12 protein-coding genes and 3 rRNA genes are annotated in these 16,377 nt (G+C 66.0%); 11 read left to right on the forward strand and 4 right to left on the reverse strand.

Going from position 1 to position 16,377, the window contains the following annotated elements; all coding sequences use genetic code 11:
- The first annotated feature begins 11 nt into the window (after positions 1 to 11).
- From IM697_RS13355 to IM697_RS13365, 3 genes are all read left to right on the forward strand, one after another.
- Positions 12 to 809 carry an ABC transporter ATP-binding protein gene (locus IM697_RS13355; protein ID WP_194047864.1) on the forward strand — a complete coding sequence of 266 codons (798 nt, stop codon included), beginning with the start codon at positions 12 to 14 and terminating at the stop codon, positions 807 to 809.
- A 109-nt stretch (positions 810 to 918) separates the two neighbouring features.
- Positions 919 to 1,347 (forward strand): NfeD family protein, encoded by a 429-nt coding sequence (locus IM697_RS13360; RefSeq protein WP_194047866.1) that lies wholly within the window; start codon positions 919 to 921, stop codon positions 1,345 to 1,347.
- A 133-nt stretch (positions 1,348 to 1,480) separates the two neighbouring features.
- Positions 1,481 to 2,428, forward strand: a complete 948-nt coding sequence (locus IM697_RS13365; protein ID WP_194047868.1) for an SPFH domain-containing protein — start codon at positions 1,481 to 1,483, stop codon at positions 2,426 to 2,428.
- Between the two features lie 79 nt (positions 2,429 to 2,507).
- On the opposite strand, the gene IM697_RS13370 is transcribed toward IM697_RS13365, so the two are convergent.
- The 3 genes from IM697_RS13370 to IM697_RS13380 form a co-directional block, all read right to left on the reverse strand.
- A complete protein-coding gene (locus IM697_RS13370; RefSeq protein WP_194047870.1) occupies positions 2,508 to 3,014 on the reverse strand; it encodes an HNH endonuclease in 507 nt (168 codons plus the stop codon).
- 145 nt (positions 3,015 to 3,159) lie between these two features.
- Entirely contained in the window at positions 3,160 to 3,699 is a 540-nt protein-coding gene (locus IM697_RS13375; RefSeq protein ID WP_194047873.1) for a YbhB/YbcL family Raf kinase inhibitor-like protein, read from the reverse strand.
- 43 nt (positions 3,700 to 3,742) lie between these two features.
- On the reverse strand, positions 3,743 to 4,525 hold the full coding sequence (locus IM697_RS13380) for a sporulation protein (RefSeq protein WP_194047875.1): 783 nt from the start codon (positions 4,523 to 4,525) through the stop codon (positions 3,743 to 3,745).
- 140 nt (positions 4,526 to 4,665) lie between these two features.
- On the opposite strand from IM697_RS13380, the gene IM697_RS13385 reads away from it, so the two are divergent.
- From IM697_RS13385 to IM697_RS13410, 6 genes are all read left to right on the forward strand, one after another.
- The gene (locus IM697_RS13385; RefSeq protein WP_194047877.1) at positions 4,666 to 5,316 is read left to right on the forward strand and encodes a DNA-3-methyladenine glycosylase; all 651 of its coding nucleotides are present in this window, start codon (positions 4,666 to 4,668) and stop codon (positions 5,314 to 5,316) included.
- 502 nt (positions 5,317 to 5,818) lie between these two features.
- A 16S ribosomal RNA gene (locus IM697_RS13390) occupies positions 5,819 to 7,345 on the forward strand.
- Between the two features lie 281 nt (positions 7,346 to 7,626).
- Positions 7,627 to 10,747 (forward strand): 23S ribosomal RNA (locus IM697_RS13395).
- 104 nt (positions 10,748 to 10,851) lie between these two features.
- Positions 10,852 to 10,968: ribosomal RNA gene (gene rrf, locus IM697_RS13400) — 5S ribosomal RNA — on the forward strand.
- Together the 16S, 23S and 5S rRNA genes form the textbook arrangement of a ribosomal RNA operon.
- Positions 10,969 to 11,117: 149 nt before the next feature.
- Entirely contained in the window at positions 11,118 to 12,137 is a 1,020-nt protein-coding gene (locus IM697_RS13405) for a hypothetical protein (RefSeq protein WP_228044939.1), read from the forward strand.
- Complete coding sequence (locus tag IM697_RS13410; RefSeq protein ID WP_194049696.1) at positions 12,029 to 12,781, forward strand: hypothetical protein; 753 nt, start codon at positions 12,029 to 12,031, stop codon at positions 12,779 to 12,781. The genes IM697_RS13405 and IM697_RS13410 overlap by 109 nt, the downstream gene beginning before the upstream one ends.
- Positions 12,782 to 12,837: 56 nt before the next feature.
- Here IM697_RS13410 and IM697_RS13415 read toward each other — a convergent pair whose 3' ends face one another.
- Positions 12,838 to 14,130 carry a DUF1015 domain-containing protein gene (locus IM697_RS13415; RefSeq protein WP_194047879.1) on the reverse strand — a complete coding sequence of 431 codons (1,293 nt, stop codon included), beginning with the start codon at positions 14,128 to 14,130 and terminating at the stop codon, positions 12,838 to 12,840.
- Between the two features lie 72 nt (positions 14,131 to 14,202).
- Here IM697_RS13415 and IM697_RS13420 point away from each other — a divergent pair, with 72 nt between their 5' ends.
- Positions 14,203 to 15,231, forward strand: a complete 1,029-nt coding sequence (locus IM697_RS13420) for an HAD hydrolase-like protein (protein ID WP_194047881.1) — start codon at positions 14,203 to 14,205, stop codon at positions 15,229 to 15,231.
- A 78-nt stretch (positions 15,232 to 15,309) separates the two neighbouring features.
- Positions 15,310 to 16,353 (forward strand): FecCD family ABC transporter permease, encoded by a 1,044-nt coding sequence (locus IM697_RS13425; RefSeq protein WP_194047883.1) that lies wholly within the window; start codon positions 15,310 to 15,312, stop codon positions 16,351 to 16,353.
- Positions 16,354 to 16,377: the final 24 nt, after the last annotated feature.

Genomic DNA, 16,377 nt, shown 5'->3' on the forward strand with positions numbered 1-16,377 from the left:
ACAACGCGCTCATGAGCGATGTTCTGGAGCTTCAGGACGTATCCGTGGTCCGCGAGGGCCGGGCTCTGGTGGACCAGGTCTCCTGGTCGGTCAAGGAGGGCGAGCGCTGGGTCATCCTCGGCCCGAACGGAGCCGGCAAGACGACCCTCCTGAACGTCGCCTCCAGCTACCTCTACCCCACCAAGGGCACCGCCACCATCCTCGGCGAGACCCTCGGCACGCCCGGCACCGACGTCTTCGAGCTGCGCCCGCGCATCGGCATGGCCGGCATCGCCATGACCGAGAAGCTCCCCAAGCGCCAGACCGTCCTGCAGACCGTGCTGACCGCCGCGTACGGCATGACCGCCACCTGGAACGAGGACTACGAGGAGATCGACGAGCAGCGCGCCCGCGCCTTCCTCGACCGCCTCGGCATGAGCGACTACCTCGACCGGAAGTTCGGCACCCTCTCCGAGGGCGAGCGCAAGCGCACCCTCATCGCCCGCGCCCTGATGGCCGACCCCGAGCTGCTCCTGCTCGACGAGCCCGCCGCCGGCCTCGACCTCGGCGGCCGCGAGGACCTGGTCCGCCGCCTCGGCCGTCTCGCCCGCGACCCGATCGCCCCCTCGATGCTCATGGTCACCCACCACGTCGAGGAGATCCCCCCGGGCTTCACCCACGTGCTGATGATCCGCCAGGGCAAGGTCCTCGCCGCCGGCCCGATGGAACTCGAACTCACCTCCCGCAACCTCTCCCTGTGCTTCGGCCTGCCCCTCGTCGTCGAGCAGGTCGGCGAGCGCTGGACGGCACAGGGTCTCCCGCTGTCCTGACCCGCTCCTTCACCACTCGCGGGGAATCCCTGGAAAACCGCGGTAAGAAGGACCCTTCGAACGATCGGCGCCCTGTCGGCGACAGGGCCCGCGGTCATACCATGACCATGTGGAAATCGACGCGTGGGTTTGGTGGTTGATCGGAGCGGCAGCGCTCGGCATCGGGCTCGTGATCACCGCGATGCCCGAACTCGGCATGCTGGCGGTGGGCGCCGTGGCGGCCGCCCTGGTCACCGGCATCTTCGGCGGTGGCGTCGTCATCCAGGTCGTGGTCTTCGTCGTCGTCTCGACCGCACTCATCGCCGTCGTACGGCCCATCGCGAACCGGCATCGCGCACAGCCCCAACACGCCACCGGCATCGAGGCCCTGAAGGGCAAACAGGCCGTCGTACTGGAGCGGGTCGACGCCTCCGGCGGCCGGATCAAGCTCGCCGGAGAGATCTGGTCGGCACGCGCCCTCGACACCGACCGCGCCTACGAAGTAGGCCAGGAAGTGGACGTCGTGGACATCGAGGGGGCCACGGCGATCGTCATGTGACCTCGCACGACGTAACTGGCGCGAACGCGCCACAGGCCACGCGACGGTCTGTCAGACTCGACCAGCAAGATCTTCAACAACCATAAGATCTGCCGAAGTTGCCGCAGCGGAGAAGGGGTACGGGGAAACGACGATGGAACCGGTCATCATCGTCCTGATCATTCTGGTGGTGTTGGTCTTCATCGCCCTGATCAAGACGATCCAGGTCATCCCACAGGCGAGCGCCGCCATCGTCGAGCGCTTCGGCCGCTACACGCGGACACTCAACGCGGGCCTCAACATCGTGGTCCCGTTCATCGACACCATCCGCAACCGCATCGACCTGCGGGAACAGGTCGTGCCGTTCCCGCCGCAGCCGGTGATCACCCAGGACAACCTGGTCGTGAACATCGACACCGTCATCTACTACCAGGTGACCGACGCCCGCGCCGCCACCTACGAGGTCGCCAGCTACATCCAGGCGATCGAGCAGCTCACGGTCACCACGCTCCGCAACATCATCGGCGGCATGGACCTGGAGCGCACCCTGACCTCCCGCGAGGAGATCAACGCGGCCCTGCGCGGCGTCCTCGACGAGGCGACCGGCAAGTGGGGCATCCGTGTCAACCGCGTCGAGCTCAAGGCCATCGAACCGCCCACCTCCATCCAGGACTCGATGGAGAAGCAGATGCGCGCCGACCGCGACAAGCGCGCCGCGATCCTCACCGCCGAAGGTACGCGCCAGGCCGCCATCCTCACCGCAGAGGGCGAGAAGCAGTCCCAGATCCTGCGCGCCGAAGGTGAGGCCAAGGCGGCCGCCCTGCGCGCGGAAGGCGAGGCCCAGGCGGTCCGCACGGTCTTCGAAGCCATCCACGCCGGCGACCCCGACCAGAAGCTCCTGTCCTACCAGTACCTCCAGATGCTCCCGAAGATCGCCGAGGGCGACGCCAACAAACTCTGGATCGTCCCCAGCGAAATCGGCGACGCCCTCAAGGGCCTCTCCGGCGCGATGGGCAACCTGGGCGGCCTGGGCGGAGGTTCGGGAGCAGCGGGCAACGGCGGCACGGGAGCGGAACGCCGAGAGAAGCCGGCAATCGACTGACATGAAGTCAGTTCCACGCGGTGCGTAGTGCTACGACAATGGGCCCGCCTTCCTCGGAAGGCGGGCCCAAGTGCCCTCGTCACGCGGCATCCAGTGCCAGCCAATCCGGCAGAGCCGCAAACTCGTCGGCCCCCAACCCCAGCAACATCGCATCAGCGGGCGTCGGCTCGAACGGCTCCCGAAGCAACGGCATACCCGCCTGCTCAGGCGTCCGGTCGGCCTTGCGGTGATTGTCCTCCGCACACGACGCCACCGTGTTCAGCCAGGTGTCCTGCCCACCCTGCGACCGCGGCACCACATGGTCCACCGTCGAGGCCCTGCGACCGCAGTACGCGCACCGGTGCCGGTCCCGCACCAGAACACCCCGCCTCGACCACGGCGCTTGTCTTCGGAACGGCACCCTCACATACCTGCACAGCCTGATCACCCGGGGCGCGGGTATGTCCACCGCGGCTCCCCGCATACGCAGTTCGGGGTGGGCCTGCTCGACGACGGCCTTGTCCTGAAGCACCAGAACGACCGCTCGATTCAACGTCACCGTCGACAGCGGCTCGAAGCTCGCGTTCAGTACCAGCGTGTCCCGCATTGCAGCCCACCTCCCGTGCGCACCTGCCCACCCCCTGGCGGGCTGGGATCAACTCTGGCCGGGCACGCCGAGATGGACAACGAAATAAAAAATGCCCGCCCCCGATCACTTCCATGACCAGGGGCGGGCAAACGTTCCATGAACGTCAGGCTTCGGCAGGCACCTCGTACTCGGCGATCACATGCGCACGCGCGATCGCGTGGAACCGCAGATTGAACCCGACGACGGCCGGGCTGGCATCCGAGCCCGGACCGAGATTCTCCTGGTCCACGGCGTACACCGTGAACACATAGCGGTGCGGCCCGTCCCCGGGCGGCGGCGCGGCACCACCGAAGTCCTTCGACCCGTAGTCGTTGCGCGCCTGTACGGCACCCTCCGGCAGCCCCTCGAACTTGCCGCTGCCCGCACCCGCCGGCAGCTCGGTCACCGAGGCCGGGATGTCGAAGACGACCCAGTGCCAGAACCCGCTGCCCGTAGGGGCGTCCGGGTCGTAGCAGGTCACGGCGAAGCTCTTGGTCTCAGCCGGGAAACCCTCCCAGCGCAGCTGCGGCGAGGTGTTGCCGGCCGCGTAGACCTGAGCGTCCTTGAGGGTTCCGCCATGCTCGACGTCCTCGCTCGCGACCGTGAAGGACGGAACGGACGGATGGAAGTCGTGCGGCAGCGGCCGCCTCTTCAGCTCGGTCACTTCGATACCTCCTGTGGGAACAGTGGAATCAGCAGTTCCGAGCCTAGAACCAGTTGCGCTTGCTGCCGACCTCGGACAGCCACTGGTTGAGATACGCCGCCCAGTCGGTCCCATGGAAGTCGTTCAGACCCACCTGGAACGACCGGAAGGTGTCACTGCCCTCGCTGAACAGCCCCGGCTTCTTGTCCATCTCGAGGACGACGTCCATCGCGTTCTGATCCGCGACGAAGCTCAGCTCGACCTGGTTGATCCCGCGGTACTGCTGCGGCGGGAAGAACTCGATCTCCTGGTAGAACGGCAGCTTCTGCCGCGTACCGCGGATGTGGCCGCGCTCCATGTCGGCGTTCTTGAAACGGAACCCCAGCTGGATGAAGGCGTCGAGGATCGCCTTCTGCGCGGGCAGCGGGTGCACGTTGATCGGGTCCAGGTCGGTGGAGTCCACGGCCCGCGCGATCGCCAGCTCCGTCGTCACACCGATGTTCATGCCGCGCAGCGCCTGACCGTCGATCATCGTGACCGGCGTCTCCCACGGGATCTCCAGCCCGAACGGCACCGCGTGCACCGCCCCGGACTGCAGCTCGAAGGCGCCACCGAGCTGCTGCTTCGTGAACTCGATGTCCTGCTTGTACTCCGAGTCCTGGCTCTCGACCTCGACGCGCGCCTGGAGCCCGACGGCCAGGCCCTCGATGTCCTGGTTCACGGACCCGCCCTGAATCCGCACCTCACCCTGGACGACACCGCCCGGGACGACGTTGACCTCCGTCAGCACCGTCTCGACCGAAGCACCGCCGGCCCCCAGGCTCGCGAGCAGCTTCTTGAACGCCATGACTCTCCTCTTCTCAGAGTGGATCCCTGATCCCTACAAACGCGATCCGGCCGTGGCCGGTTCCGCGCCCCCACCCTGGCAAGGTGCAGGCCCCCTGACCACCCCGTCGCGACCACCCGTCTGCACTACCCTCGGACGGCATGATCGCGACCCCCGACCGTACGCCCCTGCCCCGGGACTTCTTCGACCGCCCCGTCCTGGAGGTCGCCCCCGACCTCCTCGGCCGCCTCCTCGTACGCACCACCCCGGACGGTCCGATCACCCTCCGCCTGACAGAGGTCGAGGCCTACGACGGCCCGAACGACCCCGGCTCCCACGCGTATCGCGGCCGCACCCCCCGCAACGACGTGATGTTCGGTCCCCCCGGACGCGTCTACGTCTACTTCACCTACGGCATGTGGCACTGCATGAACCTGGTGTGCGGCCCCGACGGCCAGGCATGTGCGGTCCTGCTGCGCGCCGGCGAGATCGTCGAGGGCGCCGAGCTCGCCCGCAAACGTCGACTCTCGGCCCGCAACGACAAGGAACTGGCCAAAGGCCCGGCACGCCTGGCCACGGCCCTGGGCGTGGACCGCGCCCTGGACGGCACGGACGCGTGCACCTCCGCCGAGACCCCGCTGCGGATGCTCACTGGCACGCCCGTTCCCTCCGACCAGGTACTCAACGGCCCACGAACCGGCGTGGCAGGCGACGGCGGCAACGGCGACATCCACCCCTGGCGCTTCTGGATCGCCAACGACCCGACGGTCAGCCCCTATCGGGCCCATGTCCCCAAGCGCCGCCGAAGTTGACTCACGTATGCGAGGGGCGTAACGTAGCCCGAGCCGCTGAACCGGGTACTGCGTAAGTCAGCAGCCGGAGCGGCCAACCCACTACCTACGAGAACCCCTCAGCGGGGTCGATTCTGGTGTGCCCGCATGCCCGAATTCGAATCCGCGGAACCCGATTATGAATCGGGCGGGGGAATCGGCTAACGTAGTGAATGTCGAAAGGCCAACGGGCGAAAGCCCAGAGCCCAAGGCAACTCCCGCTGACTGGGAATCAGGCCCGAAAGGATCTGATAGAGTCGGAAACGCAAGACCGAAGGGAAGCCCGGAGGAAAGCCCGAGAGGGTGAGTACAAAGGAAGCGTCCGTTCCTTGAGAACTCAACAGCGTGCCAAAAGTCAACGCCAGATATGTTGATACCCCGACACTGGGATTGTTCCCGGTGGCGAGGTTCCTTTGAAACACACAGCGAGGACGCTGTGAACGGCCGGATCATTCCTCCGGCTGTTCCGCTCCCGTGAAAAGCATTCACGGAGAGTTTGATCCTGGCTCAGGACGAACGCTGGCGGCGTGCTTAACACATGCAAGTCGAACGATGAACCGGTTTCGGCCGGGGATTAGTGGCGAACGGGTGAGTAACACGTGGGCAATCTGCCCTGCACTCTGGGACAAGCCCTGGAAACGGGGTCTAATACCGGATATGAGCCTCCATCGCATGGTGGGGGCTGTAAAGCTCCGGCGGTGCAGGATGAGCCCGCGGCCTATCAGCTTGTTGGTGAGGTAACGGCTCACCAAGGCGACGACGGGTAGCCGGCCTGAGAGGGCGACCGGCCACACTGGGACTGAGACACGGCCCAGACTCCTACGGGAGGCAGCAGTGGGGAATATTGCACAATGGGCGAAAGCCTGATGCAGCGACGCCGCGTGAGGGATGACGGCCTTCGGGTTGTAAACCTCTTTCAGCAGGGAAGAAGCGCAAGTGACGGTACCTGCAGAAGAAGCGCCGGCTAACTACGTGCCAGCAGCCGCGGTAATACGTAGGGCGCAAGCGTTGTCCGGAATTATTGGGCGTAAAGAGCTCGTAGGCGGCTTGTCGCGTCGGTTGTGAAAGCCCGGGGCTTAACCCCGGGTCTGCAGTCGATACGGGCAGGCTAGAGTTCGGTAGGGGAGATCGGAATTCCTGGTGTAGCGGTGAAATGCGCAGATATCAGGAGGAACACCGGTGGCGAAGGCGGATCTCTGGGCCGATACTGACGCTGAGGAGCGAAAGCGTGGGGAGCGAACAGGATTAGATACCCTGGTAGTCCACGCCGTAAACGGTGGGCACTAGGTGTGGGCAACATTCCACGTTGTCCGTGCCGCAGCTAACGCATTAAGTGCCCCGCCTGGGGAGTACGGCCGCAAGGCTAAAACTCAAAGGAATTGACGGGGGCCCGCACAAGCGGCGGAGCATGTGGCTTAATTCGACGCAACGCGAAGAACCTTACCAAGGCTTGACATACACCGGAAACGGCCGGAGACGGTCGCCCCCTTGTGGTCGGTGTACAGGTGGTGCATGGCTGTCGTCAGCTCGTGTCGTGAGATGTTGGGTTAAGTCCCGCAACGAGCGCAACCCTTGTCCCGTGTTGCCAGCAGGCCCTTGTGGTGCTGGGGACTCACGGGAGACCGCCGGGGTCAACTCGGAGGAAGGTGGGGACGACGTCAAGTCATCATGCCCCTTATGTCTTGGGCTGCACACGTGCTACAATGGCCGGTACAATGAGCTGCGATACCGCGAGGTGGAGCGAATCTCAAAAAGCCGGTCTCAGTTCGGATTGGGGTCTGCAACTCGACCCCATGAAGTCGGAGTCGCTAGTAATCGCAGATCAGCATTGCTGCGGTGAATACGTTCCCGGGCCTTGTACACACCGCCCGTCACGTCACGAAAGTCGGTAACACCCGAAGCCGGTGGCCCAACCCCTCGTGGGAGGGAGCTGTCGAAGGTGGGACTGGCGATTGGGACGAAGTCGTAACAAGGTAGCCGTACCGGAAGGTGCGGCTGGATCACCTCCTTTCTAAGGAGCACCTGGCCGCCAAGCTTGCTTGGTGGTCCAGAGCCACTACGCAGGCGAATGTCCTGCGGTGGTCAGCTCATGGGTGGAACGTTGACTACTCGGCACACTTGACCTGCTCTGGTCGCTAGTACTGCTTCGGCGTGGAACGCGAGATGGAGAGGCGAGGGTGTCGGGCACGCTGTTGGGTGTCTGAGGGAATGAACCCTCGGGAGCCGGAGTCCGGGTAGTTGACGGGCGACTGGTTGTTGTTTGAGAACTGCACAGTGGACGCGAGCATCTGTGGCCAAGTTTTTAAGGGCGCACGGTGGATGCCTTGGCACCAGGAACCGATGAAGGACGTGGGAGGCCGCGATAGGCCCCGGGGAGTCGTCAACCAGGCTTTGATCCGGGGGTGTCCGAATGGGGAAACCCGGCAGTCGTCATGGGCTGTCACCCGCTGCTGAACTCATAGGCAGTGTGGAGGGAACGCGGGGAAGTGAAACATCTCAGTACCCGCAGGAAGAGAAAACAACCGTGATTCCGGGAGTAGTGGCGAGCGAAACCGGATGAGGCCAAACCTACGACGTGTGAGACCCGGCAGGGGTTGCGTCGTGGGGGTTGTGGGATCTCTCTTCTACGGTCTGCCGGCCGTAGGGCGAGTCAGAAACCGTTGATGTAGGCGAAGGACATGCGAAAGGTCCGGCGTAGAGGGTAAGACCCCCGTAGTCGAAACGTCAGCGGCTCGTTTGAGAGACACCCAAGTAGCACGGGGCCCGAGAAATCCCGTGTGAATCTGGCGGGACCACCCGCTAAGCCTAAATATTCCCTGGTGACCGATAGCGGATAGTACCGTGAGGGAATGGTGAAAAGTACCCCGGGAGGGGAGTGAAATAGTACCTGAAACCGTGTGCCTACAAGCCGTGGGAGCGTCGGAATGTGCTTGCACATTCTCGTGACTGCGTGCCTTTTGAAGAATGAGCCTGCGAGTTTGCGGTGTGTTGCGAGGTTAACCCGTGTGGGGAAGCCGTAGCGAAAGCGAGTCCGAACAGGGCGTTTTAGTAGCGCGCTCAAGACCCGAAGCGGAGTGATCTAGCCATGGGCAGGTTGAAGCGGAGGTAAGACTTCGTGGAGGACCGAACCCACCAGGGTTGAAAACCTGGGGGATGACCTGTGGTTAGGGGTGAAAGGCCAATCAAACTCCGTGATAGCTGGTTCTCCCCGAAATGCATTTAGGTGCAGCGTCGTGTGTTTCTTGCCGGAGGTAGAGCACTGGATAGGCGATGGGCCCTACCGGGTTACTGACCTTAGCCAAACTCCGAATGCCGGTAAGTGAGAGCGCGGCAGTGAGACTGTGGGGGATAAGCTCCATGGTCGAGAGGGAAACAGCCCAGAGCATCGACTAAGGCCCCTAAGCGTACGCTAAGTGGGAAAGGATGTGGAGTCGCAGAGACAACCAGGAGGTTGGCTTAGAAGCAGCCACCCTTGAAAGAGTGCGTAATAGCTCACTGGTCAAGTGATTCCGCGCCGACAATGTAGCGGGGCTCAAGCGTACCGCCGAAGTCGTGTCATTGCGATATCAACCCCCAACGGGGATCGTGATGGGTAGGGGAGCGTCGTCTGCCGGGTGAAGCAGCCGCGTAAGCGAGTTGTGGACGGTTGACGAGTGAGAATGCAGGCATGAGTAGCGATTCACACGTGAGAAACGTGTGCGCCGATTGACTAAGGGTTCCTGGGTCAAGCTGATCTGCCCAGGGTAAGTCGGGACCTAAGGCGAGGCCGACAGGCGTAGTCGATGGATAACCGGTTGATATTCCGGTACCCGCTGTGAAGCGTCAAACATCGAGCATCGTGATGCTAAGGCCGTGAAGCCGCCCTGATCTCTTCGGAGTTGAGGGGAGTGGTGGAGCCGCCGGACCAAGCGGTTAGTAGGTGAGTGATGGGGTGACGCAGGAAGGTAGTCCATCCCGGGCGGTGGTTGTCCCGGGGTAAGGGTGTAGGACGTCAGGTAGGTAAATCCGCCTGGCACGTAGTCTGAGACCTGATGCCGAGCCGATTGTGGTGAAGTGGATGATCCTATGCTGTCGAGAAAAGCCTCTAGCGAGTTTCATGGCGGCCCGTACCCTAAACCGACTCAGGTGGTCAGGTAGAGAATACCGAGGCGTTCGGGTGAACTATGGTTAAGGAACTCGGCAAAATGCCCCCGTAACTTCGGGAGAAGGGGGGCCACGCCTGGTGATCACTCTTGCAGTGTGAGCTGGGGGTGGCCGCAGAGACCAGCGAGAAGCGACTGTTTACTAAAAACACAGGTCCGTGCGAAGCCGTAAGGCGATGTATACGGACTGACGCCTGCCCGGTGCTGGAACGTTAAGGGGACCGGTTAGCTTGGATTCGTCCAGGCGAAGCTGAGAACTTAAGCGCCAGTAAACGGCGGTGGTAACTATAACCATCCTAAGGTAGCGAAATTCCTTGTCGGGTAAGTTCCGACCTGCACGAATGGCGTAACGACTTCTCGACTGTCTCAACCATAGGCCCGGTGAAATTGCACTACGAGTAAAGATGCTCGTTTCGCGCAGCAGGACGGAAAGACCCCGGGACCTTTACTACAGTTTGATATTGGTGTTCGGTTCGGCTTGTGTAGGATAGCTGGGAGACTTTGAAATGCGGACGCCAGTTCGTGTGGAGTCGTCGTTGAAATACCAGTCTGGTCGTGCTGGATGTCTAACCTGGGTCCGTGATCCGGATCAGGGACAGTGTCTGATGGGTAGTTTAACTGGGGCGGTTGCCTCCTAAAGGGTAACGGAGGCGCCCAAAGGTTCCCTCAGCCTGGTTGGCAATCAGGTGTTGAGTGTAAGTGCACAAGGGAGCTTGACTGTGAGACCGACGGGTCGAGCAGGGACGAAAGTCGGGACTAGTGATCCGGCGGTGGCTTGTGGAAGCGCCGTCGCTCAACGGATAAAAGGTACCCCGGGGATAACAGGCTGATCTTCCCCAAGAGTCCATATCGACGGGATGGTTTGGCACCTCGATGTCGGCTCGTCGCATCCTGGGGCTGGAGTCGGTCCCAAGGGTTGGGCTGTTCGCCCATTAAAGCGGTACGCGAGCTGGGTTTAGAACGTCGTGAGACAGTTCGGTCCCTATCCGCTGTGCGCGTAGGAGTCTTGAGAAGGGCTGTCCCTAGTACGAGAGGACCGGGACGGACGAACCTCTGGTGTGCCAGTTGTTCTGCCAAGGGCATGGCTGGTTGGCTACGTTCGGGAGGGATAACCGCTGAAAGCATCTAAGCGGGAAGCCTGCTTCGAGATGAGGACTCCCACCTCTATAAGAGGGTAAGGCTCCCAGTAGACGACTGGGTTGATAGGCCGGATCTGGAAGCACCGTGAGGTGTGGAGGTGACCGGTACTAATAGGCCGAGGGCTTGTCCATAGAGGCTCGCGTCCACTGTGTTGGTTCTGAGACAACGACCGTTGTCGGCTTTGAGTAGAACAGACAACAGAAGAGTGTGCTTGTTCGCTCGAAACCATTAGGGTTTCGGTGGTTATAGCGTGAGGGAAACGCCCGGTTACATTCCGAACCCGGAAGCTAAGCCTTACAGCGCCGATGGTACTGCAGGGGGGACCCTGTGGGAGAGTAGGACGCCGCCGAACAATCTTTGGGGGACCCCTGGTCACCAGCGTTCAGCTGGGGCCAGGGGTCCTTTTGTTTTTACAATGCTTGCGGTACCGAAGACAGGAGTCACCGATGTCCACCAACTCTCCCGACGACCGACCGGAGCGCGACCAGCGGCGACGGGACAGTGGTGACCGCGGCAACAGGGGTGACCGAGGCGGTTACCGAGGGGACCGCGGCGGCTTCCGGCGGGACAACGACCGGCGGGACAGCGACCGTGGCGGTGACCGTGGTCGTTTCCGGCGTGACGACAGCCGTGGCGGGTACGGCCGGCGCGATGATCGACGTGACGACCGACGTGATGACCGGCGTGATGACCGGCGTGACGACCGGCGTGACGACCGACGTGACGACCGACGTGACAGTGACCGTGGGCCCCGTCCCTCGTTCCGTCGGGACGACCGGCCGGGTGGGCCGCGTCGCGACGACCGGGATCGCGAGCGCGGCTTCCGGCGTGACGGCGACCGGCCGTCCTACCGGCGTGACGACCGCGGAGAGCGTCGGGACGACGACCGCGGCGGATACGGCCGGCGTGACGACCATCGCGGTGGCTACGGTCGGCGCGACGACCGTCGGGGCGATGACCGGGACCGTGGGTTCCGTAGGGACGACCGGCGCGATGACCGCCGCGATGACCGCCGTGACGATCGACGCGATGTCCGGCGCGACAGTGACCGTGGCGGCTTCCGTCGGGATGACCGTGACCGCGACCGGGACCGTGGCTTCCGTCGGGATGACCGCGGTGAGCGCGGTGACCGGGGCGACCGGGACCGCGGGTTCAGGCGGGACGACCGGCGCGATGATCGGCGCGATCACGACCGTGGTGGGTTCCGGCGTGACGACAGCCGTGGTGACCGCGGTGGGTTCCGTGGGCGGGACGACCGTGGCGGACGTGGGCCCCGTCGGGACGACCGCGGTGGGCGTCCCGGTGGGTTCCGTGGGCGCGACGACCGGCGTGATGACCGGCGCGGTGGTGGCCGGTTCCGTGATGAGCGGGATCGGGATCGGGACCGTGGGGACCGCGAGCCGATCAAGCGGCTGCCGATCCCCGAGGACGTCACGGGTGACGAGATCGACAAGGACGTACGGCAGGAGCTGCAGAGCCTGCCGAAGACGCTCGCGGAGGATGTCGCCAAGAACCTGGTGATGGTCGCGCGGCTCATCGACGAGGACCCCGAGGGTGCCTACGGCTACTCCAAGGTGGCGCTGCGACTGGCGTCGCGGGTCGCGGCCGTACGCGAGGCGGCGGGGTTCGCCGCTTACGCCAACCAGAAGTACGCGGAGGCGCTGGCCGAGTTCCGGGCGGCGCGGCGGATGACCGGTGGCGTGGAGCTGTGGCCGGTGATGGCCGACTGTGAGCGTGGGCTCGGGCGGCCGGAGAAGGCGCTGGACATGGCCGGGGCGCCCGAGGTGCACAAGCTCGACAAGGCCGGGCAGGTGGAGATGCGGCTCGTCGCGGCCGGCGCCCGGCGTGACATGGGGCAGCTCGACGCGGCCATCGTGACGCTGCAGAGCCCCGAGCTGGCCTCCAACGCCGTACAGCCGTGGACCGCGCGGCTGCGGTACGCGTACGCGGACGCGCTGCTGGCCGCCGGGCGGCAGGGTGAGGCGCGGGAGTGGTTCGCGAAGGCCGTCGAGGCCGACAAGGACGGCAGCACGGATGCCTCCGACCGGCTCGCGGAGCTGGACGGTGTCGAGTTCGTCGACGCTCTTGACGAGGACGAGAACGAGGACGGCGTGGACGCCGGCGAGCAGGCTCCGGCCGACGCCGAGGACGGCGACAAGGAGTGAGTGGCGCGTGATGTGAGGGGCGGGATCCCGGGCAGGGGTCCCGCCCCTTCGGCGTTCTAGAGGTCCAGTGCGCGCAGGACCAGGCCCGAGGCCGGCTTCGGGCCGAACGACGTCGACTTGCGGGGCATCGTGACGCCCTGGCGGGCCAGGTCGCGTACGACGTCCTCGCGGACGGGGTGCATCAGGACGGCCGTACCGCCGTCGCGTTCCGCCTTGGTGACGGTGGCGGCCGTGTCGTGGATGTAGGCGATGCGGGCCGGGTCGTCCTCGGGGATGTGCCAGACGTGGGCGAGGAGCGTGGCGTGCAGGACCGTGGCGTCCAGGGTGCGCCAGGCGGCCGGTCGGTCCGCGGGGACGGTGCGGGTGAGGAGGGCCTCGTCCGGCTGGTCGACGAGGTGGAAGGCGCCGTCGCCGGCGAGAAGGTAGGCGTTGCCGGAGCAGGTCGCGTCGGCGAGCGTCTCCAGGGCCTCGGCCAGCGGCACTTTGAGGCGTCGTACGCGGAAGAGGCCGTCGAGGGCGGCCAGGGCGTCCGGCACCGGCAGGTCGTGCAGGAGGCGGTGGATCGCGCGGACGCGCAGGGGATAGCGGGCCGTGTCGACCAGGAGGACCAGGCCGTAGTCCCAGGGGCTGGGTGAGCCGTGCTCCGCGCGCAGCCGGAGATAGGTCGCCCAGCGGTGGTGGCCGTCGGCGATCAGGGCCTGGTGGCGGGTCAGGTCGGACTGGACGCGGGCCAGCTCGGCGGGATCGTCGATCGACCACAGGCGGTGGCTGAATCCGTCCTCCGTGGTGGTCGAGAGGAGGGGTGGGCGTGCGACCGTGCGCTCGATCACGGCGGTCGTGTCGGCCGCCGAGCCGTTGCCGCGGTACGTCAGGAGCAGGGGCTCCAGGTTCGCGGAGGTGGCGCGCATCAGGGCCGCTCTGTCGGCGACCACATGCGGCATGACGTCCTCGTGCGGCAGGACCAGGCCCTCCGACGGCTCCGACAGGCGCAGGGCGCCGATGACGCCGCGCTGCAGCATGCCCTCGCCGTCGCGCTGCTCGTAGACGTACAGGCAGGGCTCGGGGTCGGCGGTCAGTACGCCGTCGGACAGCCAGCGGCCCAGGGTCTTCGCCGCCTGTTCGTTGCGGGCGTCGGGGGTGGCGGCCTGGGGGAGGATCAGGCGGACGATGTTGTGCGGGTCGGCCGACTCGAGATGGAGCAGGCCGTCGGGGCGGACCACTACGTCGTACGGCGGTGACGTCACGGCCGCCAGGCTGCCGACCCGGTCGGGGTCGTAACGAAGCCCTCTGAACGGGGTGAGTTCGAGGCCTCGGCGCGCCGTTGCTTCCGGGTGACCTGCTGAGTTCATCCCGGCATCGTACGGGTGTCGGTGGCATGGGGGATGATCGGGGGAAAGCCGTCGAACGAGGAGCGATGCGGAATGAGCCAGAGCGTCAGGACGAGGCCCGCGGGAAGCGGGCAGGCCCTGAGCGAGGCGTACGACACGGCGCTGCTCGACCTCGACGGTGTGGTGTACGCGGGTGGGTACGCGATCGGGCATGCCGTCGATTCGCTCGCGGCGGCGCGGGCGGGCGGGATGCATCTCGCCTATGTCACGAACAACGCGCTGCGGACGCCGGACGTGGTGGCCGCGCATCTGACGGCGCTGGGCATACCCACGGGCGCGGACGACGTGATCACGTCGGCGCAGGCGGTCGCGCGGCTGATCAGTGAGCGGATACCGGCCGGCTCCCGGGTACTGGTGATCGGGGGCGAGGGGCTGCGGGTCGCGCTGCGGGAGCGCGGGCTTGAGCCGGTGGAGTCGGCGGACGACGATCCGGCGGCGGTCGTGCAGGGGTACGGCGGGCCCGAGCTGCCGTGGGGGCGGTTCGCGGAGGCCTGTTACGCCATCGCGCGCGGGGTGCCCTGGTTCGCGTCCAACACCGACCTGACGATCCCCGGCGCGCGCGGGATCGGGCCGGGCAACGGCGCGGCGGTGGAGGTCGTGCGGATAGCGACCGGCGCGGAGCCGCAGGTGGCGGGCAAGCCATTGCCCCCCATGCACCGGGAGACGATCCTGCGGACCGGTGCCGAGCGGCCGCTGGTGGTCGGGGACCGGCTGGACACGGACATCGAGGGCGCGTTCAACGGGGACGTCGATTCGCTGCTGGTGCTGACCGGAGTGACCGACGGCGCCCAGCTGCTGGCCGCGCCGCCGCAGCACCGGCCGACGTATGTCGACGCGGATCTGCGGGGGCTGCTCACCGGGCAGCCGGAGGTCACCGTGGCCGGGGACGGCTTCCGGTGCGGTGGCTGGACGGCGACGGCGAAGGTGGAGCGGCTGGAACTCGACGGTGAGGGCGAGGCCTTGGACGGGCTGCGGGCGCTGTGCGCGGCGGCCTGGACGGCGGCCGGGGACGGCTCGTGCGGGCTGGACGCGGGAAAGGCGCTTGCGCGGCTGGGGTTGTGAGCCGTCGCACGGCGCCGGAGTGAGGGAGGGCACCCAGCGGAATCGTGGCCGAATGGGAGGGTAGGCTAACCTAACTGCGTGTTGGTCGACAGTCCTCCCGAACAGCGCGCGGAGTCCGAGTCCGCGCCCCCAACCCGACGGGCGACACGTGCCGTTGGGCTGCTCGTCTCTGTCCTGATTCTGCTGGTCGTCGTGTTGGCGAGCATCGCGATCGGGGCGAAACAGCTCTCGGTCGGCGAGGTCTGGCACGGGCTGTTCCAGAGTTCCGGGACCTACGGCGACGTCGTGGTCGACGACCGGATCTCGCGCACCGTCCTCGGCCTGCTCGCCGGCGCCGCCCTCGGTCTCGCCGGAGCCGTGCTCCAGGCGCTCACCCGCAATCCGCTCGCCGATCCCGGGCTGCTCGGCATCAACGCGGGCGCGTCCGCCGCGGTCGTCACCGCCATCACCTTCTTCGGCGTCACCAGCCTCAGCGGCTATGTCTGGTTCGCCTTCCTCGGCGCTGCCGCGGTCGGGGCGATGGTCTGGTTCCTCGGCGGCAGCCGCGGCGCCACTCCGGTCCGGCTCGCGCTGGCCGGTACGGCGATCAGCGCCGCGCTCTACGGCTATCTCCAGGCCGTGATGATCTCGAACGACGCGGCGCTGAACAGGATGCGCTTCTGGACGGTCGGCTCGCTGACCTCGGCGACGGACGCGACCATCAGGCAGGTGCTGCCGTTCCTGGTCGTCGGCATGGTCCTCGCCCTCGCCCTCGCCCGGCCGCTGAACGCCATGGAGATGGGCGACGACACCGCCAGGGCCCTCGGCGCCAACCTCAACCGCACCCGGGTGCTGTCGATGCTCGCCGCCACCGTGCTGTGCGGCGCCGCGACCGCCGCGTGCGGGCCGATCGTGTTCGTCGGCCTGATGGTGCCGCACGTCGTGCGCTCCTTCACCGGCCCCGACCTGCGCTGGATCCTGCCGTACGCGGCCGTTCTGTCGCCCGTGCTGCTGCTCGGCGCCGATGTGCTGGGCCGGCTCGTGGCCCGGCCCTCCGAGCTCCAGGTCGGCATCGTCACCGCGATCCTCGGCGGACCGGTCTTCATCTTTCTCGTACGACGGCGGAGGACGGCCCAGCTGTGAGGACCGCAGTGAAGAGCGAAGCGG

The sequence above is a fragment of the Streptomyces ferrugineus genome, from assembly GCF_015160855.1.
Classification (GTDB): Bacteria; Actinomycetota; Actinomycetes; order Streptomycetales; family Streptomycetaceae; genus Streptomyces; species Streptomyces ferrugineus.